19 protein-coding genes and 1 tRNA gene are annotated in these 25,331 nt (G+C 36.2%); 8 read left to right on the top strand and 12 right to left on the bottom strand.

Annotation, left to right across the window (positions count from 1 at the left end; genetic code table 11):
- The first annotated feature begins 333 nt into the window (after positions 1-333).
- From CGC49_RS11180 to CGC49_RS04540, 3 genes are all read left to right on the top strand, one after another.
- A complete protein-coding gene (locus CGC49_RS11180; RefSeq protein WP_157908996.1) occupies positions 334-534 on the top strand; it encodes a hypothetical protein in 201 nt (66 codons plus the stop codon).
- Positions 535-795: 261 nt separating this feature from the next.
- Positions 796-1,479, top strand: a complete 684-nt coding sequence (locus CGC49_RS04545; protein ID WP_095893545.1) for a response regulator transcription factor — start codon at positions 796-798, stop codon at positions 1,477-1,479.
- A 55-nt stretch (positions 1,480-1,534) separates the two neighbouring features.
- A complete protein-coding gene (locus CGC49_RS04540) occupies positions 1,535-2,551 on the top strand; it encodes a cell wall metabolism sensor histidine kinase WalK (RefSeq protein ID WP_042005381.1) in 1,017 nt (338 codons plus the stop codon).
- 53 nt (positions 2,552-2,604) lie between these two features.
- On the opposite strand, the gene mdh is transcribed toward CGC49_RS04540, so the two are convergent.
- Together mdh and thiL are read right to left on the bottom strand one after the other, a co-directional pair.
- A complete protein-coding gene (gene mdh, locus CGC49_RS04535) occupies positions 2,605-3,537 on the bottom strand; it encodes a malate dehydrogenase (protein WP_042005382.1) in 933 nt (310 codons plus the stop codon).
- Positions 3,538-3,630: 93 nt separating this feature from the next.
- Entirely contained in the window at positions 3,631-4,674 is a 1,044-nt protein-coding gene (gene thiL, locus CGC49_RS04530; RefSeq protein ID WP_095893543.1) for a thiamine-phosphate kinase, read from the bottom strand.
- Between the two features lie 111 nt (positions 4,675-4,785).
- Between thiL and CGC49_RS04525 the strand changes: the two genes are divergently transcribed.
- Both CGC49_RS04525 and CGC49_RS04520 read left to right on the top strand, forming a co-directional pair.
- On the top strand, positions 4,786-5,280 hold the full coding sequence (locus tag CGC49_RS04525) for a DUF4920 domain-containing protein (protein ID WP_095912687.1): 495 nt from the start codon (positions 4,786-4,788) through the stop codon (positions 5,278-5,280).
- 111 nt (positions 5,281-5,391) lie between these two features.
- Positions 5,392-5,970: an HlyD family secretion protein gene (locus CGC49_RS04520; protein ID WP_232745200.1), complete on the top strand. Its 579-nt coding sequence runs from the start codon at positions 5,392-5,394 to the stop codon at positions 5,968-5,970.
- Here the strand turns inward: CGC49_RS04520 and CGC49_RS04515 are convergent.
- Complete coding sequence (locus tag CGC49_RS04515) at positions 5,953-6,651, bottom strand: type II CAAX prenyl endopeptidase Rce1 family protein (protein ID WP_044729155.1); 699 nt, start codon at positions 6,649-6,651, stop codon at positions 5,953-5,955. The two genes, CGC49_RS04520 and CGC49_RS04515, sit on opposite strands and share 18 nt — an antisense overlap.
- A gap of 201 nt (positions 6,652-6,852) precedes the next feature.
- Positions 6,853-7,269 (bottom strand): hypothetical protein, encoded by a 417-nt coding sequence (locus CGC49_RS04510; RefSeq protein ID WP_095911955.1) that lies wholly within the window; start codon positions 7,267-7,269, stop codon positions 6,853-6,855.
- Positions 7,270-7,425: 156 nt separating this feature from the next.
- Between CGC49_RS04510 and CGC49_RS04505 the strand changes: the two genes are divergently transcribed.
- From CGC49_RS04505 to CGC49_RS04495, 3 genes are all read left to right on the top strand, one after another.
- Positions 7,426-8,019 carry an SCO family protein gene (locus CGC49_RS04505; RefSeq protein ID WP_095912686.1) on the top strand — a complete coding sequence of 198 codons (594 nt, stop codon included), beginning with the start codon at positions 7,426-7,428 and terminating at the stop codon, positions 8,017-8,019.
- Positions 8,020-8,034: 15 nt separating this feature from the next.
- Positions 8,035-10,503: a DUF5686 and carboxypeptidase regulatory-like domain-containing protein gene (locus tag CGC49_RS04500; RefSeq protein WP_095911954.1), complete on the top strand. Its 2,469-nt coding sequence runs from the start codon at positions 8,035-8,037 to the stop codon at positions 10,501-10,503.
- A 273-nt stretch (positions 10,504-10,776) separates the two neighbouring features.
- On the top strand, positions 10,777-11,979 hold the full coding sequence (locus tag CGC49_RS04495) for an IS256 family transposase (RefSeq protein ID WP_095893597.1): 1,203 nt from the start codon (positions 10,777-10,779) through the stop codon (positions 11,977-11,979).
- 46 nt (positions 11,980-12,025) lie between these two features.
- Here the strand turns inward: CGC49_RS04495 and CGC49_RS04490 are convergent, their stop codons facing one another.
- The 8 genes from CGC49_RS04490 to sprA all read right to left on the bottom strand — a co-directional run bounded on the left by CGC49_RS04490 (position 12,026) and on the right by sprA (position 25,320).
- On the bottom strand, positions 12,026-12,337 hold the full coding sequence (locus tag CGC49_RS04490; RefSeq protein ID WP_095911953.1) for a hypothetical protein: 312 nt from the start codon (positions 12,335-12,337) through the stop codon (positions 12,026-12,028).
- 47 nt (positions 12,338-12,384) lie between these two features.
- Entirely contained in the window at positions 12,385-12,591 is a 207-nt protein-coding gene (locus tag CGC49_RS04485) for a class IIb bacteriocin, lactobin A/cerein 7B family (RefSeq protein ID WP_095911952.1), read from the bottom strand.
- Positions 12,592-12,752: 161 nt separating this feature from the next.
- Positions 12,753-12,911, bottom strand: a complete 159-nt coding sequence (locus CGC49_RS11175) for a hypothetical protein (RefSeq protein ID WP_157908995.1) — start codon at positions 12,909-12,911, stop codon at positions 12,753-12,755.
- Positions 12,912-13,032: 121 nt separating this feature from the next.
- Positions 13,033-15,654, bottom strand: coding sequence for a glucosidase (locus tag CGC49_RS04480; protein WP_095911951.1), 2,622 nt, complete (start codon positions 15,652-15,654; stop codon positions 13,033-13,035).
- Between the two features lie 388 nt (positions 15,655-16,042).
- Positions 16,043-16,118 (bottom strand) — tRNA-His (locus tag CGC49_RS04475).
- 259 nt (positions 16,119-16,377) lie between these two features.
- Entirely contained in the window at positions 16,378-17,502 is a 1,125-nt protein-coding gene (locus tag CGC49_RS04470) for a DegT/DnrJ/EryC1/StrS aminotransferase family protein (RefSeq protein WP_095911950.1), read from the bottom strand.
- Positions 17,503-17,743: 241 nt separating this feature from the next.
- Entirely contained in the window at positions 17,744-18,190 is a 447-nt protein-coding gene (locus CGC49_RS04465; protein ID WP_157908994.1) for a hypothetical protein, read from the bottom strand.
- A gap of 77 nt (positions 18,191-18,267) precedes the next feature.
- Entirely contained in the window at positions 18,268-25,320 is a 7,053-nt protein-coding gene (gene sprA, locus CGC49_RS04460; RefSeq protein WP_095911948.1) for a cell surface protein SprA, read from the bottom strand.
- Positions 25,321-25,331 lie beyond the last annotated feature (11 nt).

Genomic DNA, 25,331 nt, shown 5'->3' with positions numbered 1-25,331 from the left:
AGAAAATCACATATTTAAAAACATAAAATAGATGATTTTCATCATTTTTTATCCCTTTTTTGGGACGATTTTAAGCAAAATCTCTCATTTTTGAGCTTTTTTTCATTAAAAGGCAGGAAGTATCTCCATCTTCGGACTTCGCTTCAGATTGTAGGCAATAGCTTCCAAAATATGTTGTGTGTGTACTTTTGCTAAGCCTTTGAGCCGTATGCCACCCACGCCAAACCATTACTGTCCACCGCAATTTGTTTTTTATCCGAAATAAGTCTTTGTGCCTTTTTTGAGCCGTCTCGCTTCTTTATCTTCCCCATCTTCAGCTACTTCCTTGAAAAAATGGTCTTGTTTCTCAACTTCCGCCTCGGGCAATTCACCCGAGGCGGAAAGCCCTTTTTGATAATGTTCATCGATGATAGCGGAAATGGGTTTCCAATCGATGATGGTATCGACTTATGCGTAAAAAGAGCCTTTTCGGGTGCGTCTTTCTACATCGTAAGCAGCAAAGGACAGCGGATAGGGTTTTGGTGCGTTTCATAAAATAAATATATGAAATAACCATCTAATATTCAGATAATTAATAAGTCTTTTTTAAGGAAATTTGCCTTGCAAAGGTCTCAAAATATACTGACATGTGCTTTTTGAGGAAGAAATAAAAGCTATAAACTATGATATTTGTACGTAATTGCTATACTAAATCATTGAATATTTTTTTAAAAATAATAAGTTGTTTATCTTTGTCCTCTTTCATAGTTGTTTATCAATGAAGGAAGATATATTATGGCATATAAAAAGTAAATTATGAAAAACATGAAGATACTTTTAGTTGATGACGAACCCGATATTTTGGAAATTGTGGGCTACAATTTGGAGAAAGAAGGGTTTCAGTTGTTTTCAGCAAAAAATGGAATTGAAGCTATCAAAATTGCTGAAAGAGAGCAACCTCATTTAATTCTGATGGATGTAATGATGCCCGACATGGATGGTATTGAGGCTTGTGAGCGCATCCGTAGAAACACAAATTTGTCAAGAACGGTCATCGCGTTTTTAACAGCTCGAGGTGAAGATTATTCTCAATTAGCAGGTTTCGAGGCAGGAGCCGATGATTACATTACAAAGCCTATCAAACCCAAAGTGCTGGTTAGTAAGGTGAAGGCTTTATTGCGTCGTTTTAGTGTAGAAGAAGAAAAAGTAACTTCACTTACTATTGATAACTTGGTTATTGACCGCGATGAATACAAAGTAATCCGTAATAATGAAGAGATTATTTTACCTCGTAAAGAGTTTGAATTATTGTGGTTATTAGCTTCACAACCCAATAAAGTTTTCAAACGCGATGACATTTTGGATAAAGTTTGGGGAAGTGAAGTGGTTGTAGGAGACCGTACGATTGACGTACACATCCGTAAATTGCGTGAGAAAATCGGTGAGAATTATTTCAAAACGATCAAAGGTGTAGGGTACAAATTGGTAGTTAAGGAATAATATTAACGTGCGAAAACTAAAAAAATCATATCGTTTTGCTCTAAAATCATCCGTGATGATAACAACTCTTTCGAGTGTTTTGCTTGGAATTGTCATTTTCTTTTTTGATAATATTCCGTTCTTAGGGCTAATCCCATTTGCTACGCTACTCTTTGCAATATGTTTCTTCACCTTGCAATATCGCGTTGAGAAATTCATTTACAAACGTATCAAAAAAATATATCAAGATGTCTCTCTTTTAGAAAGTACGAGTTTTAAAGATCAAGTCATTACCACGGACATAACTACGTTAAGTCAAGAAATCAATCGGTTTGCACATACCAAAAAGATGGAAATTGAAGATTTGAAAGATCGTGAAAATTATCGAAAGGAATACATAGGCAATATTTCTCATGAATTGAACACCCCGCTTTTTACCGTTCAAAGTTATATTCTTACCCTCTTAGATGGAGCAGCCGAAAACAAAAACATACGCAAGAAATATCTCTCACAAGCAGCCAAAGGAGTTGAACGTCTGATTTATATAGTCAAAGACCTTGAAATGATTTCAAAATTAGAAACAGGAGAACTCAATCTTCACTATGAAAAAATTAATATCGTAGAGTTGATACAAAATGTGTTTGATATGTTTGAAATGCAGGCTGCTGAGCGAGATATCTCCCTTATTTTTGACCAGAAATACGAAAAACCTCTTTATGTATATGCTGATAAAGAACGAATTCAGCAAGTACTCACTAATTTGGTTGTCAATTCAATAAAATACGGAAGACACAATGGAACTACGGAGGTGAGTATTGAAGATATTTCTAAGAAAAAAATTATTATTCGCGTAACAGACAATGGAGAAGGGGTAATTAAAGAAAATATTCCGCGTTTGTTTGAGCGATTCTACAGAGTCAAGAAAAGTGGCAATCGCCGAGAAAGTGGCTCAGGATTAGGGCTTTCCATTGTAAAACATATTATTGAAGCACATAAGCAAAAAATTTATGTCGACAGTGTGTTTGGAGTAGGTTCTGAATTTTCATTTACGTTAGATAAAGTGATCTTTCAATCTGCAGAGAAAGATACTTAAAAAGGTTGTCTAAAAATTCAGACAACCTTTTTACGAAAGATAAATACTAATAACTATAGAATGTTCTGCAAATCTTTATTCACTTCTTTAACCGCAGCAGCACTTTCATTGAATTTTGCTTTTTCAGCGTCGTTCAATTTTACTTCAACGATTTTTTCAACACCATCTTTACCGATGATTACAGGAACTCCCAAGCAAATATCTGACTGGCCATATTCTCCATTAAGCATTACCGAACAAGGGAACATTTTCTTTTGGTCACAAGCAATCGCTTGAACCAAAGCCGAAACTGCAGCACCTGGGGCATACCAAGCGGACGTTCCTAACAATTTGGTTAAGGTAGCACCACCTACTTTAGTTTCTTGAGCTACACTTTCTAATTGATTTTCAGTTAAAAATTCAGAAACAGGTACACCGTTGCGAGTTGCCAAGCGAGTAAGTGGAAGCATTCCTGTGTCGCTATGAGCTGCGATTACCATTCCGTCTACGTCCGAAAGTGGACATTCCAAAGCTTCTGCCAAGCGATATTTGAAACGAGCACTGTCCAAAGCTCCTCCCATTCCGATAATTCGGTTTTTAGGTAAGTTAGTAGCTTTATGAACTAAATAAGTCATGGTGTCCATAGGATTACTCACCACAATCACAATCACGTTTGGTGAGTGTTTTACCAATTGTTCTACTACTGATTTTACGATGTTTGCGTTGGTTCCGATAAGCTCCTCACGAGTCATTCCTGGTTTGCGAGGAATGCCAGAGGTGATCACGGCTACGTCACTTCCTGCTGTTTTTGAATAATCATTGGTAGCTCCTACAATGCGTGTGTCAAATCCGTTTAGAGGAGCGGTTTGCATCAAATCCATAGCCTTACCTTCAGCAAAACCTTCTTTGATGTCTACTAAAACTACTTCTGAAGCAAAGTTTTTAATTGCAATGTACTCAGCACAGCTTGCTCCAACAGCTCCTGCACCTACAACTGTTACTTTCATATTGTGTATATTTTTTTAAATTGTTACGTTACTAACTTCAACAGAGACCAAAGATACGAAAAAAAATTACAGCAAACAATTTTTAAAGCAGTTTTATCTAAGGGCATTCCATCCTTTTGCTATAATTTCTATCGGTTCGCCCATTCGGGTAATTAGATTCTTTCCTGTATCTTTATGAGTGATATATCCAATTACGCTCAAATTTGGATTTCCTTTGATTTTGTCGTAATCCTTTTGTGAAATAGTGAATAGTAATTCATAGTCTTCACCTCCGCTCAAAGCAATGGTCGTACTATCCAAATTGAACTCCTCGCACGTACTGATAACTTGCGGGTCTAACGGAATTTTATCCTCGTACAAGCGACAACCAACATTTGATTGTTTACAAATGTGTAATATTTCGGAGGATAATCCATCACTAATGTCCATCATGGCAGTAGGTCTTACGCCCAACTCTTTCAGCAACAGGGGGATATCTTTCCTTGCTTCAGGTTTCAACTGACGTTCAATGATGTAGGAATACATATCCAAATCAGGTTGTGAATTTGGGTTTACCTGAAAAACAGCCTTTTCTCTTTCCAGCACTTGTAGTCCGAGGTAAGCACCGCCTAAATCTCCTGTAACCACTATTAAATCATTTTCCTTAGCACCATTTCGATAAACAATATCACCTTCATCAGCCTCGCCTATGGCTGTTATCGAGATGATTAACCCTCGGGTGGAGGAAGTTGTATCGCCTCCAATCAAATCCACATCGTAAAGTTTACATGCCAATCGGACACCCTCGTACAATTCTTCCAGTGCTTCCAACGGAAATCGATTGGATACTGCAATAGATACAGTGATTTGCGTGGCACGGGCGTTCATTGCGTAAATATCCGACAAATTGACCATGACCGATTTGTATCCCAAATGTTTCAGCGGGACGTAACTTAGGTCAAAATGCACTCCTTCAATAAGTAAATCGGTGGAAATAACAGCTTTTTTTTGCTTAAAATCAATAACAGCTGCATCATCGCCAATTCCTTTTAGGGTCGAAGGCTGTTTCAGTTCAAAATTCTTTGTCAAGTGAGAAATTAATCCAAATTCTCCCAAGTCAGACAAAGTGGTGCGTTGCGGAGTTTTATCTTCAATCATATGGCAAAGATACTAACTTTTGAAATAAATATGAAAGAAAACAGCAGTGAATTAAAAATTTTCATACCTTTGCAAAGAAATTTATTAAAAATAATTCTAAATAAAAACAAAATGAAAAAAATATTGTTATCACTTACTTTTGTAGTAAGTTCTTTCGTAGTTTTGGCTCAAGAAACGCCTATTAAAGAAGCCTCAGTGGGGGTGGAATATGGAGCGGGAGTTGTTGATGAAAACTCAGTAGAGCGAGTATATGACGCTGAGATGTTGGCAAGTCAGTTGAATGAATCTAATCGAGAGATGAATGACTTGATAATCAGAGCTAAAGTAACGAATGTATGCCCTAAGAGAGGTTGTTGGGTTACGTTGGAAAACGAAGCTAATATGCTTATGTTTGTAAAGATGAAAGACTACGCATTCTTTTTGCCGAATTCAATCGTAGGAAAAACGATTTTGTTGGATGCAAAAGCGACCTACAAAACAACTTCTGTAGAAAAATTGAAAGCCAATGCTAAAAAAGCAAAAAAATCGCGTAAAGAGATACGAGCCATCACTGAACCTCGTAAAGAGATTCATTTGTTGGCAACAGGCATCCGCGTTGTAGAATGAGGTAACCTTTCCTAAAAAATATCGGATACTCCCGAAGAATTTGAAAATGAACGATTAAATTTTTTACAAGCTCAACAAAATTTAGAAAATATTAGACTTTCTATTTCTAAATTGGAAGATGAAGCTATGATTCTTAATAAGAATAAAAAAAATATTGATCTAAATTTTATAAAAGATAAAGTAAATTACTCCTCTCAAACTTTACTTTCATTTGAACAATTGCGGAAATCCGTTATTCAATGGGAACAAAATTATTTAATAACTTCATCTATAGATGGAACTGTCAGTTTTCAAAACTTCATAGAAACTAATCAATATATTGCCTCAGGTGATGTTGTTTTATCCATCATCCCTAATGAAAAGAAAGGACTTGTCGGAATAATGAATATCCCCTCTGCCAATTCAGGAAAAATACAAAAAAATAGTAAAGTTCTGATAAAACTTGATAACTATCGCTACCAAGAATTTGGAATTATAGAAGGAAAAGTTGAATATATTTCTCTTACTCCAAGTAAAGAAGGAAATTATTACGTGTATATTACTCTTCCAAAAGGACTAAAAACATCTTATGGTAAAGATATAATATTCAATAAGGAAATGACAGGTAGAGCAGACATCATAACAGAAGATATGAGGTTAATAGAACGGTTTTTCTATCAAATACGAAAACTATTAGGTTATCAGCTTTAAACTCAAAATCAGCGCTATTGCATTATTGATACTATGAGTTAAAATGCTATATATAATTCCAAAATTCATCCGTATATATCCGAAAAAAAAACCTGATATCATTTGTGGTAAGGTAATTAAAGGAATGAAAAGTAAATCTTTTCCTTCCAATGAATAATTTTGAAAATGTAAAAGTCCAAAGCTAAATGCACTCAAATAGAAGATATATTTAAAATTTTTTTCGTAAAAATTCAGTATATTTTTATAATATTTTTGAATTACCAAGATTGATACCAACCCTACCCCTACAGGAATCGTAATTCGGATGAATAACATATCATTAAAATTCATATTTCTTATCCCTAAAATTACATTCAAAATAAAAAAAGATAATACGATAATGGGAATAAATATCCAGCGATTAAAAATTAAAATTCCTCTGAAAGCAATTTCTTCAAGTATAGGACCCAAAAAAGCTCCTATAAGAAGTATGTACAAAAAAGAATGGTTTTCAAAAAATGAGTGAGCAGCTCCATTTTTGGGTAAGGAAACGAAAATCCTTACTCCTAAATTCAAAACTGCTTCCATTGCTATAAAAAATAATAACAGCCCTATACAATAGCTTATATTTTTAATAATACCCCAATTTTTTTTCTCTCCGTAATAAACAGGATTAGAAATATATCTGAAAAACTCAATCATTATATAAATTTTTTATACACAAAAATATAGTAAAAAAGGAAGCAAAATTAATTTTGCTTCTTTTTTATTTATCATTTAATCTATAGCAGATAGCTTTTATATGAAGCATCAAATCTTTGTTTTTTAGCCTCTTGTTCCCAATATGTATTAAGTTCTATTTTCTTTCGTAAGGGTGGTAAATACACCGACTCTCTTATTAAGTTATTTTTCATTATTGGTCATAGGCAAAAGCCAAACTCCCTTATATCGGTCGTGTACATTTCTCCAGCTGCTTTGATAAGGTTTAGGCCCATGTAAAAATCCAGTTTGGGTATTTAGGAAAAAATCACCTTTATATCCAAGACTTTCGGCGGGAAACCCTTCACCAATATGAAAGCGACTGCGTTCGGATTTATTTAGCTCATGCGCATCTCCCCAACCTGTTGAGGTTTTAACCTGGTACGACATGGCATTGGTGTTGATGTACACATCACCAACACTTCCCAACTCGTTGGCAGGTAGTTCCACTCCGAAATGAAAAGCTCCTGCTTGTGTGAGAACAGTTTGGTGTAGTTCTAATTCTTCTTTGCTACAACCAAGCACAGCTATTATGAGGAGTATGTTTAAAATTCTTTTCATAAAAGCAATATTATTTAAGTTTCTCCTTAGACCAACAAAATTAAAAAATAATTACATAGCACACAAAATTTTAACACTGGATTTTTTTGGAATCCTAAATAGTTTGATTTGAGTTTTGTTGTATATTTGTCCTTTTATTTACAAAAAATTGAATTTATGAAAAAGAATCTTTTATTTTTACTTTTTATTGTTGTTTTTGGATGTACTTCACACGATTCTAAATTAGTAATCATCGGAAAAGCTCCTAAGTTCTCACTTACAAATCAACATAATCAAACAATCACAAATGATACTTACAAAGGAAAGGTCTACGTGGCAGAATTTTTCTTCACTTCGTGTCCCTCCATTTGTCCGATAATGACCAAAAACACGGTGAAGATTCAAAATACGTTTCCTAATGAAGATAGGCTTGGTTTCGCCTCCTTCTCAATAAATCCAGATTTCGATACTCCTGAAATATTAAAATCATACGCTGACGTACAAGGAATTAAGAGTCCCAATTGGCATTTACTTACCGGGGAAGAGGATACTATTTACGATTTAGCCAACGAAGGGTTTAACTTACATGCCAAAGTTGACGACTCTGCTGAGGGTGGTTTTGAACATTCTGGATTGTTTGCCCTCATTGATACTAATGGAAACATCGTATCTCGTAAAGATACCAACGGAAATCCCATTATATACTACAATGGATTGGATGAAGAACACATCAAAATGCTTATAGAAGACATCCAATTTCTGTTACAATAAAATGATAGTAGTAATATGAGACAATTATTGACATCTATCCTTTTAGGAATTTTTGCTTACTCCTTCGGACAAATTCAAGGAACAGTAACCGATCAAAATCAACAACCTATACCATTTGTAAGCGTTTACATCGAAAACGGAACGAAAGGAACCACTTCTAACGAAAAAGGAATGTATCTTTTGAATACAACCGATAAAAATCCGACTGTGGTTTTTCAATCTTTGGGGTATAAAACCGAGAGACGTACCATACAAATTGATAAAACGCCCTATATTTTAAACATCTCGTTATCAGAGGAAAGCTACTTGCTCAGTGAGGTTACCGTTAGTAGTAAAGAAAATCCTGCTAACGGAATCATTCGCAATGCTATCAAACACAAGACGAGAAACAGTGAAAAAACAGACCGATTTGAAGCCGATTTCTATTCCAAAGGTTTTCTGAAACTGATGAATGTCCCGAAAAAAATTTTAGGGCAGGAGGTAGGAGACATGGGCGGTAACATCGATACAATTACCCGATCAGGCATTGTTTATCAGTCTGAAACAATCTCTAAAATAAAATTCGAAAAACCTCGTCAAATAAAAGAACATATCATCGCATCCAAGGTAGCGGGTAACAGTAATGGATTCAGTTTCAACACTGCAGCTTCGGCAAATTTCGATTTCTATGATAACTATATGAACTTCGATGCTAAAATGATTTCACCCATTGCCGACAACGCTTTTTCTTATTACCGATATCAATTAGAAAGTACGTTTTACGATGATCAGAAACGATTGGTAAACAAAATAAAATTGATTCCACGACGCGACAAAGAGCCTGTTTTTGAGGGATATATTTACATACTTGAGGATTCGTGGGCAATTTACGCTGTGGAAGTCACAGCTAAAGGCTATCGGATGAATAATCCTGCTATTTCGGAATTGCATATCGTCCAAAATTTCGGTTTTAATGAAACTTATGGGCTTTGGACAAAGAATTTACAACGTTTCGACCTTAAGGCTAAGATATTTATGGTTTCGTTGGAAGGTACGTTTTCCTACGTATATAACAACTACCAATTCAAGGATTCTTTCTCAAAAAACGAGTTTAAGGGCGAAGTTCGACGTTTTGAACAAAATTCAAATAAAAAAGACAGTATTTTTTGGCAAAAAAACAGACAAATTCCACTTACGGAGGCTGAAATAGTCAATTATCGGAAGAAAGATAGTGTTGAAACTGTCAGAACTTCCGATAAGTATATCGATTCAGTTGAAACGAAGAATAACAAATTCGGTTTTTTCGATATTTTCACAGGATATTCATACCGAAAGACTTCCAAAAGATACAGATTTGGCTATGATGGTTTTATCGATCCAGGCAGTATGGGATTCAACACCGTACAAGGATACTTCCTCGGAACAGGATTCTATTTCAGCCGATGGAATAAAGAAAAAACTAATAGTACTAATATAGGAGTTGATTTTCAGTATAGTTTTTCCGAAAAAAGATTGCGAACAGCAGGATATTTTACGCATTTGTTCAATCGGATTAATTACCCTCGCTTATCCGTTAGAGGAGGTAGTGAGATTCATCAATTCAATCGTTCACAGCCTATTTCAGGATTGGTTAATGAAGTAATGACCTTGTTTTTCCGTGATAATTATATGAAACTCTACCACGAAGAGTTTCTGTATTTGGGATACGGTCAAAACCTTACTCCAGAAACTTACATTGATGGCTCGTTACGATTTAGCAATCGTAGTCCGTTGAAAAACAATACTAATTATTCATTTTCGAAAAAGAATAAACCTTATCTATCTAACAATCCATTATTGCCGTTGAGCGATGAACCTTCTTTTGAGCCTCACTACACTCTGTCGGCTTCCATATATGCTCGGTTTCGTTTTAATCGAACCTATACCTCTTTCCCTGACAGAAGGATATATAATGAAAATGATAGGTATCCGGAGATTGTACTTGGGATGAAGAATGTGTTGAGTGCTAGTAAGAAATCCTATCAATATCAGCAATTACATGCTCGTGTCGATTACGAACCTTCATTTGATAATAAAGGAGATATGTTTCTTTGTCTCAATGGAGGATTGTTTTTCAATGCTAAGCATATCAGCTTTGTTGATTACAAGCATTTTAACGGAAATTTGACCCATCTGCAAGTAGAGGAAGATCCCAATGCATCGTTCTATCTGTTGCCTTACTATTCGCATTCCACTAATGAGGCGTATGCAGAGTTTCACGCACGCCATCGTTTTAGAGGATACATTTCGAATAAATTGCCTCTATTCAATAAATTACAATGGCATTTTGTTACAGGTTTTCACCAACTGCACCGTGAGGGTAAACGTCCGTACACCGAATTTACGATAGGTTTGGAGAATGTTGGCTGGGGTAAAATACGTCCATTGCGAGTGGACTATGTCCGTTCATTTGATGGTAACAAAGCTGTTAATGGAGTGATGTTTGGAATCAAACTGTTTGATTAAATTTTTATAAACGAACTATCTAAACGTAAAATTCACTTGAATGAAAAAAATATAGGCTGTATAGAAAGCACCGTACAGCCTATTTATTTGTTTGTTAGGTTTTTGTTAATATCTGTGTTAAAATTTCATTTCTCCTAAATGAATAATTTAGGGGAGTATCCCATAATCTGTGTAAGTTGAAAAGTTATTCTGAAATTTTTTGAGCCCTTAAAAGCTCAAAAAAAATTTCGGAAATAACTTTTTAACTATTTTTGACCCATAATTTAAACAGATATGATTAACAAGGAAGAATTGCTCAACAGCAAAGAATTTTACAAGTCATTTAAGACTGCTGAGGACTTGACAGGTTTCTTTAAAGAGCTCCACAAAAAAGCGGTGGAACATATGCTCAATGCCGAACTCGACGTTCACTTGGACAACGAAAAACACGACAAAACTAAAGATGGAAATTATCGTAACGGACACACTTCCAAGAAGATAAAAACTTCCTTTGGCGAAGAACAAATCCAAGTTCCTAGGGATAGAGACGGTAGTTTTAACCCAATGTTAGTCCCTAAACGCAAGAACGTTATCGATGGTTTGGAAAACATCATCGTATCGTTCTATGCCAAAGGAATGAGCGTGAGCGACATCGAAGAACAAATCCAAGAAATGTACGGCTTTGAAGTATCAACTTCCACAATATCAAGGATTACCAATGCGGTTACCAATGAAATGGTCGCTTGGCAGAACCGCCCGTTGGACGAGCTGTATCTGATTGTTTGGATGGACGGCATCGTTTTTAAAGTTCGTGAGAACTCAAAAGTTGTCAACAAAACCATTTACCTTGCTGTGGGCTTGAATCGAGAGGGAAAAAAGGAAGTTTTAGGAATGTGGCTCGGAAAGAATGAAAGTTCCGCCTTTTGGATGAGCGTTCTCACTGATTTAAAGGCTCGTGGAGTGGAAGATATTCTCATTACTGCCACCGATAATTTAAACGGATTTACGCAAACCATTCGCACGGTTTTTCCCCAATCACAAACGCAAATATGTGTGGTTCATCAGATTAGGAATGCTTGTAAGTATGTGGTTTACAAAGACAGAAAAGAATTTACAGCCGATATGAAACACATTTATACTGCCCCTAACAAGGAAGCTGCCAAGGTTGCTTTGGAGGATTTTGCCCAAAAATGGGAGTCAAAATACGGCTATGCTATCAAATCTTGGTATGACAATTGGGACGAATTGACCGTATTTTTCGATTTTCCGTTAGAGATAAGAAAAATTATTTACACGACCAATCTTATTGAGAATCTGAATGGTAAGATTCGGAAATACACCAAAAACAAGCTGTCTTTCCCAACAGACGAAGCTGTGCAAAAGTCCGTTTTCTTGGCTTTGAGAGAAGCTACCAAAAAGTGGAGTATGCCTATCCAAAATTGGGGGATTGTCTTAAACCAATTTATGCTTATATTTGCACAAAGACTCAAACTATAAAAACTTAACCCCAACTTTTTAACTTACACACTTAGAGGGATAGTGTCTAATTTAGACTATTTTGATTTGTATAGTTTATTATTTTTTCTAATTTATCAACAATTTCAATAGACTCATCTTTCATTTGAAAAAGTAATTCTATGATAATATCCAATGTTTCTATATCCTTTCCATACGAGGCAGTTATCTCTTCAAATGATGATGTTATGAAGAAATCTATACCATGTTGTGTGTATTTTTCTGATAAATTTGATATTTCTTTAAATCTTGTTTCTTTTACAGTTTTCTTAGTTAGCACTGCAACTAACTCTTGAAAAAACAAATCTATCTGTTTTTTTAGATAATCCTTTTCTATCATAACACATACAAAATAATTTGAAATCCCGTTCTTTTTTAAGTTTAAAGTTATGGCATTCCGTTCAATCTTTTACCTTGAGAGAGAGCACAAACCGTACCTGCTAGATATAACACTGCCATTCCTACAGCTATAGCTGGAAGAATTCCTCCTCCAATTTCTTGTAGCTCTCTTGCATCTAATGCTTGAACTCCTTTAACGCTGTCAAGTTTCTTCATACCTTGTACTTCTACTTGATTTATTAAATTGTTCGTCATTTTATAATGTTTTTAAATGTTTATAGGCACAAAGATAACACTGCTCCGTGCAATGACCTTGCACTGAGCGATTTTTTTGTTTTACTTTTCAAAAAATATTTTGTATTTTGTGTAAAATGCTGATTTTCAAGCATGTTGTAGTGTGAAAAACTTTCAAAAAATTATGCATAATTTCCACCTTCAATAATTCGGGCTTCTCCATCACAAATTGCAGTTACCTTGTAATCAATGCGTAATTCAAAATCTTGCTCGTAATAGTACGTTTGTCGTTTCCTACAATAAGAAATAGTAGCCCCCATTTCGCGTAAATCATCAAACATATAAAAACGAGTTGTATTGTAAAAATTATGACACTATAAAAAGCTGAAAATCATCGAAATAGTAAAACACGTCTTCTTTTCTTCCTGTTTTATAAACTGGGATGCATACACCGCTTAAAGGTTACCAATCTCCAACTTCATCAATCAGATTTGCCACTAATGATGTCCAACCAGTTTGGTGTGATGCTCCGATGCCCCGACCGTTATCGCCGTGAAAATATTCATAGAATAAGATTAAATCTTGGAAGTTTTCTTGGCGATATACATCTGAATGTAATCTATTCACAGGACGATTTTCTTGTGCATCTTTTTGGAAAATACGAATCAATCGCTTACTAATCTCATCTGCTATTTGATTGAAATTCAATGTGTTTTGTTCATTTCCTGTTGGGAATTGATAGGTTGTATCGTCAAAAAAGCGATATAATTCTCGCAGAGTGTCAATCAGAATATAGTTTATGGGAAACCAGATTGGACCACGCCAATTGCTATTCCCCCCGAACATATTGCTTGTTGATTCCGCAGGATCGTACGCAATTTCATACATTTTTCCTTCCAAAGGTACACGGAAAGGATGTGTATATATCTTTGATAATGAGCGTATTCCATAGTCGCTTAAGAATTCTTTTTCATCGACTAAGGCACGTACCATTTTATCCAATCGGTTCTTAGGAACTAATGAAAGTAGCATTCCTTTGTTGTTGTCCGAGGTTTGAATAATCGGATATTTAAGTTCGTTCATCAAGTGTTTTTGAAACCATGAAAAACTGTTTTTAAATCGTGGTAAGCGATCTAAGGTTTCTTGGTCAATATGCAACACAGCGATTAGAGAAAGCATTCCTGCTACTGAGCGTACTTTTACCAATTTGGAATTACCATCTTTGAATATAATCCTATCATAAAAAAATCCTTCTTTTTCGTCCCAAATGCCTTTATGTTCTTCGCTAATATGGTTCAATGCTTTGGCTATGTGGATAAAATGTGCAAAATATTTGGTTGCCATTTCCTCGAAAGACTCATCGTGTTTGGATATTTCCAAACTGATTTTCAGCATACATAGGCTGTACAAAGCCATCCATGCCGTACCATCTACTTGTTCCAAAGTTTCCACTCCTTCAATACCTTGTGTGCGGTCAAAAACTCCAATGTTGTCCAGCCCTAAGAATCCTCCTTCAAAAATGTTGTTCTGACTGGAATCCACTTGATTTATCCACCATGTGAAATTCAGGGACAATTTATTGAACATTCGTTTGAGAAAACTAATGTCGGATGTACCATTTTGTTTCTGATCAATATTGTAAATCATCAACGTTGCCCATGGTTGTACTGGAGGATTTACATCACTGAAGTTCCATTCATAAGCTGGAATTTGTCCATTAGGTCTCATATACCATTCCTTGGTAAACAGTAGTAATTGCTCTTTAGCAAACTGAATATCAATCATTGCCATGCTCACACAATGAAAAGCGGAATCCCAAGCGGCATACCACGGATACTCCCATTTGTCAGGCATTAGCAATACATCTGAATTTCGCAAAGTTGTCCAATCGGAATTACGACCTTTCCAACGTTCTTTAGGAGGTGCAGGATGTTTACTATCGCCTTTGAGCCAACGTTCAATGTTGTAGTAATAATATTGCTTACTCCATAACATTCCCGAAAGAGCTTGTTTTTGAATTAGATAGAGTTCTTCGTTTTTCGTTTTTAACCTATTACGGTAAAAAGTATCACACTCTTGTTCACGCGATGCAAATAACTCATTTACACCGTTAAAAGGATTTTCTTTTTCCTCATTAGTAAGACGTAAATAGATAATTCGCTGTTCTTTAGTCTCAAGTTCAAAAAAGTACATCGGCGAGAATTTCGTTCCATGGTTTCGTTGCGTAGCAAGTTCGAAATCACCTGAAATCACAGCATCGTGAAACAAATCTTTTTTGTAAGGATGTTCGTTAGGATGTTTGTGTAATTTTTCGTTATTACTTTCATTTTCAGTGAATAAACATCTATCGGCTTGTTCAAAATAGAGATAGTAATCTTCCTCCAAGGCATTGGTGATTTTTACACTATTTTCATTTCCCTTTCGGGAGATACTCGGCAGGGGATTTACATCAAAAAAACTCCAGTGATTTCGGAGTAATAACGTTGGTAACACAAAAATTGGAGCTTTCTCTTCCCCTTGGTTGATGATGGTGATTTTCATAAAAATATCCTTTTCATCAGCTTTGGCATATTCTACCAAAACATCAAAATAAGCATTGTTTTTAAAAATTTCGGTATCAATCAACTCAAATTCAAGATCTCGCAATCCCTTTTTACGGTTAGTTTCTTCCAAAAGTTTATACGGAAATTCCGATTGAGGGTATTTGTAGAGGTATTTCATGTAGGAATGTGTTGGCGTGTTGTCTAAGTAATAATACAACTCTTTGACGTCCTCGCCGTGATTTCCTTGATTGTTACTCAATCCATAGAGACGCTCTTTGAGAAAGGGATCTTTACCATTCCACAGAGCTACCGACAGACATATTTTGCTATGATTGTCCGAGAATCCTGCTAGTCCGTCCTCTCCCCAACGATAAGTACGACTACGAGCATGTTCATGAGGAAAGTAATTCCAAGCATCTCCGTTTGCACTGTAATCTTCGCGAACTGTACCCCACTGACGTTCACTTAGATAAGGCCCCCAAAGCAACCAGTTTTTTATTTTCTTATCTTTTTCTTCTATGCGTTTTTTTTCGGTGTTCATTACACTATAATTTTTGTTTTGTAGAGATATGTTGTACCATATCTCTGCTGAATTATCCTAATAAATTGTAATATACGATTCCTTCTATAGATATTTATTCGTTTATCTGATGGTTATTCATATGAATGTTTACAAATATACATGAAATATTATTACCATTAGATTTTTAACCTTAACTTAACTTTTATTTTCCACCATAGAATTATTAGCAGAGGTTTTATGAGATGTAATTTGTAGCTGACGAATATTGTAATATATTGATTTTAAGCTGAAATGTTTTAAAAAGTAAGGGAAAATACCAATATAATGAGAGTAATTGTGTAATATTTGTCATAAAAAAAGAGCTTTTTTGGATTACAAAAAGCTCTTTTTATTACAGTTATAATTTGGGTGGAATACCGGGCTCGAACCGGCGACCTTCGGAACCACAATCCGACGCTCTAACCAACTGAGCTAAAACCACCATTTTGCATTTGCGAGTGCAAAGATAAAAAATATTTTTTAATTACAAAAGTATAAATGCAAATATTTTTATTATTTTATTGAGTTTAGTGCTTAATTGCATATATTTTTAATGGTTAAACACGTATTTTTCAGTATTTTGACCACTTTTCATCTAAGGAAAAGAACAGCATATGAAAATAAATAATGAACTTGTTTATTTTATATCATGTTCCTTTGTTAAACATATAAATAACTGATTAATAGCAGATTGAACTCTGTTTAAACAACTTCATTGATGATACTTGTGATATATTCAATCTGTTCATCATCCAATTCAGTGTGCATAGGCAATGAAATGACTTCTTTCACAAGCTGATTGGTAGCTACAAAATCAGTTTCATTATATGAATCATTTGTATAAGCCTTTTGAGCGTGAAGTGGAATAGGGTAGTAGATACCGTAAGGCACACCTTTTTCTGTTAAGGCCTTTGCTAAAGCATCACGTTTTCCATTAGTGATTCGCAGTGTGTATTGATGATAAACATGGTCATAACTCGTTTTAACAAAAGGGGTTACGATGTTTGGGTTTTCCATAAGTGCTTTTGTATATTTTTCAGCAGCAATTCGGCGTTTTTGGTTGTAAGTATCCAAATGTGGTAACTTGGCTCTTAAAACGGCAGCTTGTAGGGAATCCAATCGAGAATTTACTCCCACAACATCATGATGATAACGCACGTACATTCCATGGTTTACGATACCACGTAGGGTGTACGCCAAATCATCATCGTTCGTAAAAATAGCTCCTCCATCGCCGTAGCATCCCAAATTTTTCGAAGGGAAGAAAGATGTTGCTCCTACATGTCCGATAGTTCCTACTTTTTGTTTACGTCCATCTGACCACGTAAAATCCGCCCCAATAGCCTGTGCGTTATCCTCAATAACATACAAGTTATGTTCCTTAGCAGTTTTCATAATAGCCTCCATGTCAGCAGGTTGTCCAAAAAGATGTACAGGAACAATCGCTTTGGTTTTAGGGGTAATTGCCTTTTTGATGGCTTCGATATTGATGTTGAACGTGTCGTCATAAACATCTACCAACACAGGAGTAAGATTTAACAACGCAATCACCTCAACGGTAGCAGCGAAAGTAAAGTCCGCTGTAATGACCTCATCGCCAGGTTTCAATCCTAATCCCATCATGGCAATTTGTAAGGCATCTGTGCCATTGGCACACGGAATCACGTGTTTTACACCCAAATAGGTTTCTAATTCCTTCTGAAAAGCATTTACCTGAGGCCCGTTGATGAAAGCCGTAGTGTCTAAAATTTCGTTGAAAGAAGACAAAACTTCATCTTTAATCTGTTGATATTGACCATTTAAGTCAACCATTTGTATTTTTTTCATAGAAAATATATTGTCTATATTTTGATATTCAAAATAGATTCGTTTACAAACCACAAAGGTACATAATTGTTGTGAATAATCAATATTTCATTACGCAGAAAAAATGAAAAAAAGAGGCTGTCCGAAAAGTCAAATTTTAGGATTTTCACAAAAATTAAATTGCTGAAAATCAGAGTTTTATTTTTGGTGTTTTGCCCAAACTGAACCTTTTCGGACAGTCTCTTTTCTTTGAGTTATTTTACTATTTATTTACAAACTTTTTGTACAAATCAAGGTAATAGCTGCCATCAAATGTATCGCTGACTCCTGAAATGCTTTCAAATGAAAATACGCCTACTGCGATTAGAACCAGACCCGCTACAAAAAAAGCAACTTTTTTTGAAGGAGAGGTTACGTAATAATACAGTAAAACAGCTCCTAATATACTAAATATCAGATAAGGAATTACAACTCTAATACCATCTGTAAAAAAAGAGGTTATGAGCAGTAAACCCAAAATAGGTGCATTTATCCAAATTAAATTATGGCGAACTTCTTTCTTTTCTTTGTTACGAACTACAAAATATGAAACAAAAATATTTAGTAGCAAAAAAGTGATAAACATATAGTGATGATAACCACTAAAAAGAATTCCCGCAAGTAGGTATAGTCCAATACCTATCAAACTATTTTTGATGATTTGCTTCATAATGAGAGATATTAAATGATTATATGCCACCAAATATATGGATAAATATTTAAAACTCCAAATAATTATAGATTTCTCTAATTAAACGTATATTTCACAGATAATCCCGTACGGATGGTGGTCATCGGGAAAGCTGTTGAAATAGCGGATTTTGAGAAATTATATCGGAAATAGTACGAAGCCAACAGGTTTCTGCTCAATGCATATTCTGCCGTAAAATCACCAATCCAGTTGCTCTGTCCCGCAGTCACTTGGTTGTTAGTGATTTCCATATTTCGGATAACCGTAAACTCATTCAGATGTGAAAGCGTTCCTTTGAGAATCAAGTCACTTTTCAAAGTGGTTCGTACGCCGTTCATTTTGGTTACAAAACGCAAATCTTTGATGCGATAGCCCAATCCCATTCGATATTCCTTACGGATGATTTCCGTTAGATAATCGTTGTCCAAACTGATGGATATGGTGCGGTCACGATTGATTTCAAACAACGCACTGATTGAGTTTTTCATTTCCATATCAGCACGAATCAGCGGATTGAATTGTTCTACCAAAGTTACGTTGGTGAATAGTTGCTGACTTAAATAATCACCTTTAGCATTGACTTTAAACAAATTATTAGGGTCGAATTCTAAATTCGTACGGAACTCACTTAGCACATAACTCGCATTATAGCCGTGAGCTAATGAAAATCGATTAAAATATCGTTTCATTGATTCCAATCGCCCCAATCCTGTGTAGGTTATTTTCCATTCAGGAACGGGAATGTTTTTAAAGGCACTCAACGAAGTGGAATTAGCATTTCCACCTGAATAGGCCGCAAAAAACGCCGGAATCATCACCGATTGACTGGTTTTGCTGTATCCCTTTGGAAAACCTTCTTGATCAAGATTATTTGGATCGTTCAAGTCTACACCTCTTTCTGAAGCCAAACGACGTGCTATTGTGATGCGATTTTCTTTGAAACGCTCAAACGGTACAGAGTTATATTCGTCTATTTTGTTGAAAGTGGTCGCAATCAAATTGGTTGTAATGTTGAAGTTACCTACTTGATTTCCTATAAGTTTATTATATGTTAGGTTGTTTACTTCAAAGGTCTCGGTGTAATTATCGGTATACTGACGTTTTGCTTTCAAATCAATTTGCAGATCAGGAATCGGTAACAAATTGGCAGTGAATGTTAAATCACGTTCCTTTGACTGTAGGAATTGATCGTTAAAATCAACAAAATCCGTTAAATACCCTTTTTTTGCCATTTCATAACGCACATCCGCCTGACTTCCAAACATGAAACCAAAAGAGGGTTTGGTTGTACCTAAGAATCCTACATTTTGAGTATACCCTGGCAAGGTTTTCCCATTGGTTTCAGCATAATTTACGCTAATGGTTTTCAGCATCGTAGCCAACGATTTGCCTACTGACGGCTTTTCACCGCGAGGAGTTGGTTTCACTCCCAAATAGCGGTAAAACTGTTCAAAGGATGCATTGACCATCAGGTTGTGCGTATTGGCATTTTGTAAAGTATTGATATCGTGTTTTGCTAACTGCAGTAAGGTTTGCGATCCACGTTGCCAATCGAAGTCGCCTGAGTAAGTGTAATTTGCTTTCATAAAATCCAAAAATGGAAATTTGGACAGGGGTAGTTCATAACTTATTTGTAGTTTTGACAAAAAGTGATTTGGATTACCTAAATCCCAGAAATCACTCCACAAGGTTACGTTTCTGTCATATGAAGCTACATCACCATTACTGTCGTAGATGTAATAATTTCGGATAATACTATTATTTGTAGCGTTGAAACTTGCTTTCAAAGAGCGGGTTAGGTTGTAGTTTACTCCGAATTGATAATTATGTAAATAGTTACGCTGTTGTAATTCGGGTAAGGTTTTTTGCAAACTCGCGTCTACTCCTTCAAAATACACATCGCGAAATAATTGTTTTGATAATGAACGATTTACATCGGAAGAGAACATAATGCTGGTAGGCAATAAGTTAAGATTTACATCTGCCAACCATTGCCAGTATTTTTTACCCGTAAAACGTTCCGATTTTTTGAAAGGTTCAATAGTTTTATTTTCAAATCCATAGTTGTACAAGAATCCCGCTCTGACGTTTTGTTCATCTTCATAACGGAGTTCATAATCATGGTGATGCATCTCGTTATAGGCATAGTTAAACGTAAAGTTTTCAATATTGTACATACGTTTTTTCTGTCCTTCGGAAAAATTTTTCTTCACACCAATCAGATTGATTCCTTTGCGAACAGTCAGATTTTCAGCCTGTTCCCTGATAGCTTTGCGTTCTTCTGGTGTTTGTGCAATATTCAAACGATCATCGAGCTTAACATCTTGATATGAAGGATCATAGAACGGTGTAGAACGTTTTTGAGCATGATTTAAACTCACGGGGACTTGTATCTGCCATTTTTCGGGTAGTAATTTCCCTGCATTTATATTCATCACCACATCGTATTCTTGAGTGTTGTCAATTGAACGTTGGTTAGGTGTCTGGTCAACTGCACCGAAACCTACCGTATGCATACGTCCTGTAGCTGAGATGTTTAACAAATCGGCCGCATTCGCATCTAGCGCTCCGACCATTGCCCAACCACCTTTGTTGGACAATTCTGCTACCCGAAGCTCATTGAACCAAAATTCTCCACTTTGGGTATTTCCTGTAATGTTTTTCACTCCAATCATCACTGAGCGGACACTTCCTAATGAAGGATTTCCTTTGATTACATAACGATTTTCTCCTATGGTATAAGGCGTATTTTCGTTTACTACATTCAGATTGGTATCGTAATAAGTAGCGTTGTTCAATGTTTGATTTCGAAGACCAATGGCTTTCATTTTTGTTAGTACATCCATTGACACAATTAGCTGATTTTCAGTTGGCCATATAGCCATATCAGTGTTTGCTCCTGAAGGTGTGATTTTCAATGGTATTTCTACCTGATAGTAATTTTCGTTAAAATCCGTACCGATACGCATAAATGCTACCATCTGATTGTCAGATAATGATTTATTTTGATACGCTTCTGCATGGACAAACATTTTGATATATTTGTACTGACGTAAATCCAAATTCATCACCTTATAAACAGCACGGCTATCTAAAGGCTCTAAGTTATTTACACTGTAGGATAATGATTGCTCATTCTGTTCAACCAAAGTATTGTTAGCGTTTATACGTTCGCGGTATACTCCAGGAGGCATACGATATGGAATAGGGGTACGTGTTTCATTTTCAATTAGATTCACTGAACCTATTTCCACTTGGGTGTTATCATCTGAAGGGTCGTCTAAATTAGTTTCTAAGGTTTCGCTGTAGTATCGCCAATCTCCACGAACCAAATCTAAAGTTCCGAAACGTAACAACATTTCTTGTGAAAATCCAGTCATGTACATCCGCATATGGGTAATGGAGTTCATGATGTCAATTTCTTCGTTCGGAGCTAATGGGAATTTATAACCTTCACGCACCATTTGCCCTTGAGCAATCGGAATTTTAAACTGAATCCAACGAGCGGATACGGTTCTGCCATTAGGAGCTTCCACAGCTACCGTTCTAATATCGTTTACAAAACGGTCGGAACGCGTAATATTCGGACGGATCTTCACTCGATATTCATAGTAATTATTCTCCGTATTCATAGCGAAATCCCCATTAACATCTTCAATATCAGGATTTGTAGTTGCTCCTCGGTTACTTTCAGTTACGGAAACAGGAGAATTTCCTTGTGTTCCATTGTAGTTGAAATAGCGATTCAAAATGCCTCCACCACGACTCATGAAATACTCGTAGTTGTCCAATGCAGGGTCGTTCGGAGATTCGCTTAGATTGTTATTATAGATTGAAGCCTCATCACCATCGGATAATCCGTCCAAACCAATGTCTTGTAAGGCTCTGTTCGATGAATTGGTGTCAAATGCATAGAGTAGAGACTGAGCTCCGGGTACCTTACCCCATGATGAGGAATTGACCGCTGCTGATGATGATAATCCAGGCAATCCGTTTTCATATTGCTTCCTGCCGTCCTTCAAAACGTCTTCTGAAATGTTTCCTAAGTTAAATACCAATTCTCCAGTTCCACTGTATTCACCTGAATGATAAGGATCTAACATCCAGAACTGTATATATTCAATATTACTTTCTTGAAAATCAGAATATGTTAATCCACGCATGATGCCTCCCCATTTCTCATCAGCATTGGCAGACTGAAAAGCTGGATTATTGTTGTACGAACCTTTATTATTTGGATAATATGCCAAATCCAAGGTTGTTTGTACAAGTGATTCTCCCTGAGCTACTTGCTGTTCAGGGAATATTTCTTCTAAATAGATACGCCGTGTGCTATTTTTTGAGATTTCATCACCACTCACGTCGTTCGGTTTTTGTGATGAATAGAAAATAGGGTCAATGGTATACCATGCTAATTTAGCACGACCGTAGCCGTTTCGCATATTTTCAAGATCTTCAGGTGAAGTTCCGTATAACCTTCGTGGAGAATTTCCTGATCCTGAGCCAAATTCGAGAGGAGTACTGGCTAATTTCCATGCTAAAGGAGAGCGAATATCAATAGTTGCTTGAGCCGACTCAAAATCATCTAAGTAGACGGTAGTTTCTCCATCGAAATCATCTCCTTTAGGAGTTCCGGGGACAAGGTACGCAAATTCTCCTCGTACAGACAGATTAGAGGCTACATCTGATTTTATGGTAGGAATGCGATTTACCCAACGTGTCAAAAAAGGTAATTCAGTGGAGTATGTGCCTCCAAAACCAAAAATAGTGTTATTGACCGACTCTTGTCCATAGCTTGTTTTTTGGGTGAATGGACGCTCACGCAGGTTCACAACCGACGCTCCCATAATGAATTTATCACTGAATTTATGTTCGATATTCACTCCCATGAATCGAGTGGTCTGCCCACCAAAAATCAGATTATTTTCTATGGATACTTGAATCGGAATGTTTGATGCTTCCAAACTCGGATTTGTAATTTCGACCGTTCCCGACATATAGTCCACTAAATAATCAATACCCTCTTCGAGAATACGCCCTCCTGCCGTTACGGTTACTGACCCTCGAGGTACGTTGAACGCTCCTAATGAAATGCCACGCCGTCCTGAGGATTTGTAGCGTCCTTTCATTTGGAATTTATTTTTACTACCGTCCATCTGAGCCTGTGTTTTGGTATTGGCATACAAACTGGGATAGACATATTTTCGTTGGTTTTCGTTATACGTAGCAGGGTCATCGTAATTTCCACCTCCTAAGGTTTGGTGAAGAAATTTTCCAAAAGGCTCTACTTTAGTAAAAAATATCTTTCCGTACTGTTGATCAACCGTAATTCCTGGGATAAAATCAAAAAATCCGTCACCTCCAGGTTGGGGATCTTGGTATTTATTTAATCGATCGAAATTGAACAAATTTAGTAGGATTTTATCTTCCAATCCATTATCCCAACCTGCATCGGACACTTTTGAAATATAGTTTAGCGGGGATGGATCAGAGTAGTAAATATTCATTCTGAAATCCTCAGGGTCTAATTGCCCGGATCCTAGGGAATAGACGTTTTTCATCATTAAATCCCAGATAGGATCTTTTACGTTCAAACGATTACTCTTTAACATTTTCAGTACCAACAAATTATTGGTGATAGCGTTTTGGCTTGCTGAAGTGTTGTAGGTTGTCGCTGAAATACCATCATTGGCAAATTCTCCTACTTGAAACACTTCACTCCCGTAGGTGTATTGATAAGCAACGGCCAGTACTTCATTGCTACTCAAGGCAACGTTTAGCGAAATGTATCCTAATTTTGTATCTACTTTATAATCAACCCCTTCCTCTAACTTACGAGCGTTTTCAATCACCGCATAATCATAGCCTTGGTTCACTAAATTGGAAATGGCACCGAAGCCTTGTTGTAAGGTAGCCACATCGCGAATTGCATCGGTTAACACCGAGGAACCTCCAATTTCAGCAGGGTCAAAACGATTGGCAGCATTGGTTGGCATGTTGTTAGTTGTCGATGAAAAAAAACCTATGGGAGCATTTTGGTTGATGCGTGTGTTCAACGGATTAGCTTCTCCTAAATCCTGTAGTGCGAGTATGTTACGTATATTTCCTGTACGGTTATTACGATTTGTAACCCATACTTCCAAACGTGTGATTTGTACTTTGCTGTTAATAAAAGGATAATTTTCTAAGGCTTTATCATAATTATCACGGAAGAATTGTGCTAAGAAAAAGTTTCTATTTTCGTCATAGTCCAATGCGGTAAACTCAAATTCGGTAAGTATTCCTCCTCCCTGGGCAGTCACTGTTTTCCGTTCGGACTTTTGTTCAGAAAATACTCCTGTAATGGTAGTGCGACCGAATTTTAATTCGGTTTTTACCCCAAATAGACTCTGCGAACCGGTGATTAGAGAGTTAGACATCGGCATGCTGATATTTCCTAACTCAACCTTTTGGATAATATCATCCTCGTTAGGTTCGTATTCCAACTTAAAAACGTTCTGAAAATCAAACGAAGCCTGAGTGTCATACTGAGCGTTTAATTTTAATCGTGTCCCGACTTGCCCCGTGAGTCCTAAACTGATTCTTTGATCGAAATCTAACCCATAAGTGATTCTATTTCTTGGAGTTATAGCTGGGTTGTCATTTTTATTAACATATAAACCTAAATCAATTCCTACGTTTCCTTTAGGGATAAGGTCAATATTTCGCCCTCCAAAAATACTTTCAAATAACTCGGACTTAACATACAAATCAGGAAGTAAATCACGTTGAGCTTTATTTTTCTGCTCCTCTCCTTTGTTACCACTCAAAGCACTACTTTTTTCTCTAAAATAAGCACTTCGTTGTTCTTTTGTAATCAGCGCTTCATATTCTTCAATAGTAAGAATTTGAGGTACAGTCAAATCGGTTTCACCTAATGTTTGACGGTACACATAGCGATTCAATTGCGGGTTATAGGTATAGCGATTAGCAATGCTGGAAGGTGTTCGCAATCCTATTTTGGGGATATTATTCTTAGTTTGTGTTGTATCTTTCGTAATTTCTTGTCCCCAAACCGATAGGTTAGTAAGAAATGCTATGAGAAAAATATATTTTAAATATCTATTCATCTTCAAGTAGT

This window comes from Capnocytophaga sp. H4358, assembly GCF_002302515.1.
GTDB lineage: Bacteria > Bacteroidota > Bacteroidia > Flavobacteriales > Flavobacteriaceae > Capnocytophaga > Capnocytophaga canis.
Note: the sequence above shows the minus strand (reverse complement) of the source record. Positions and strands in the feature narration are given on the sequence as shown.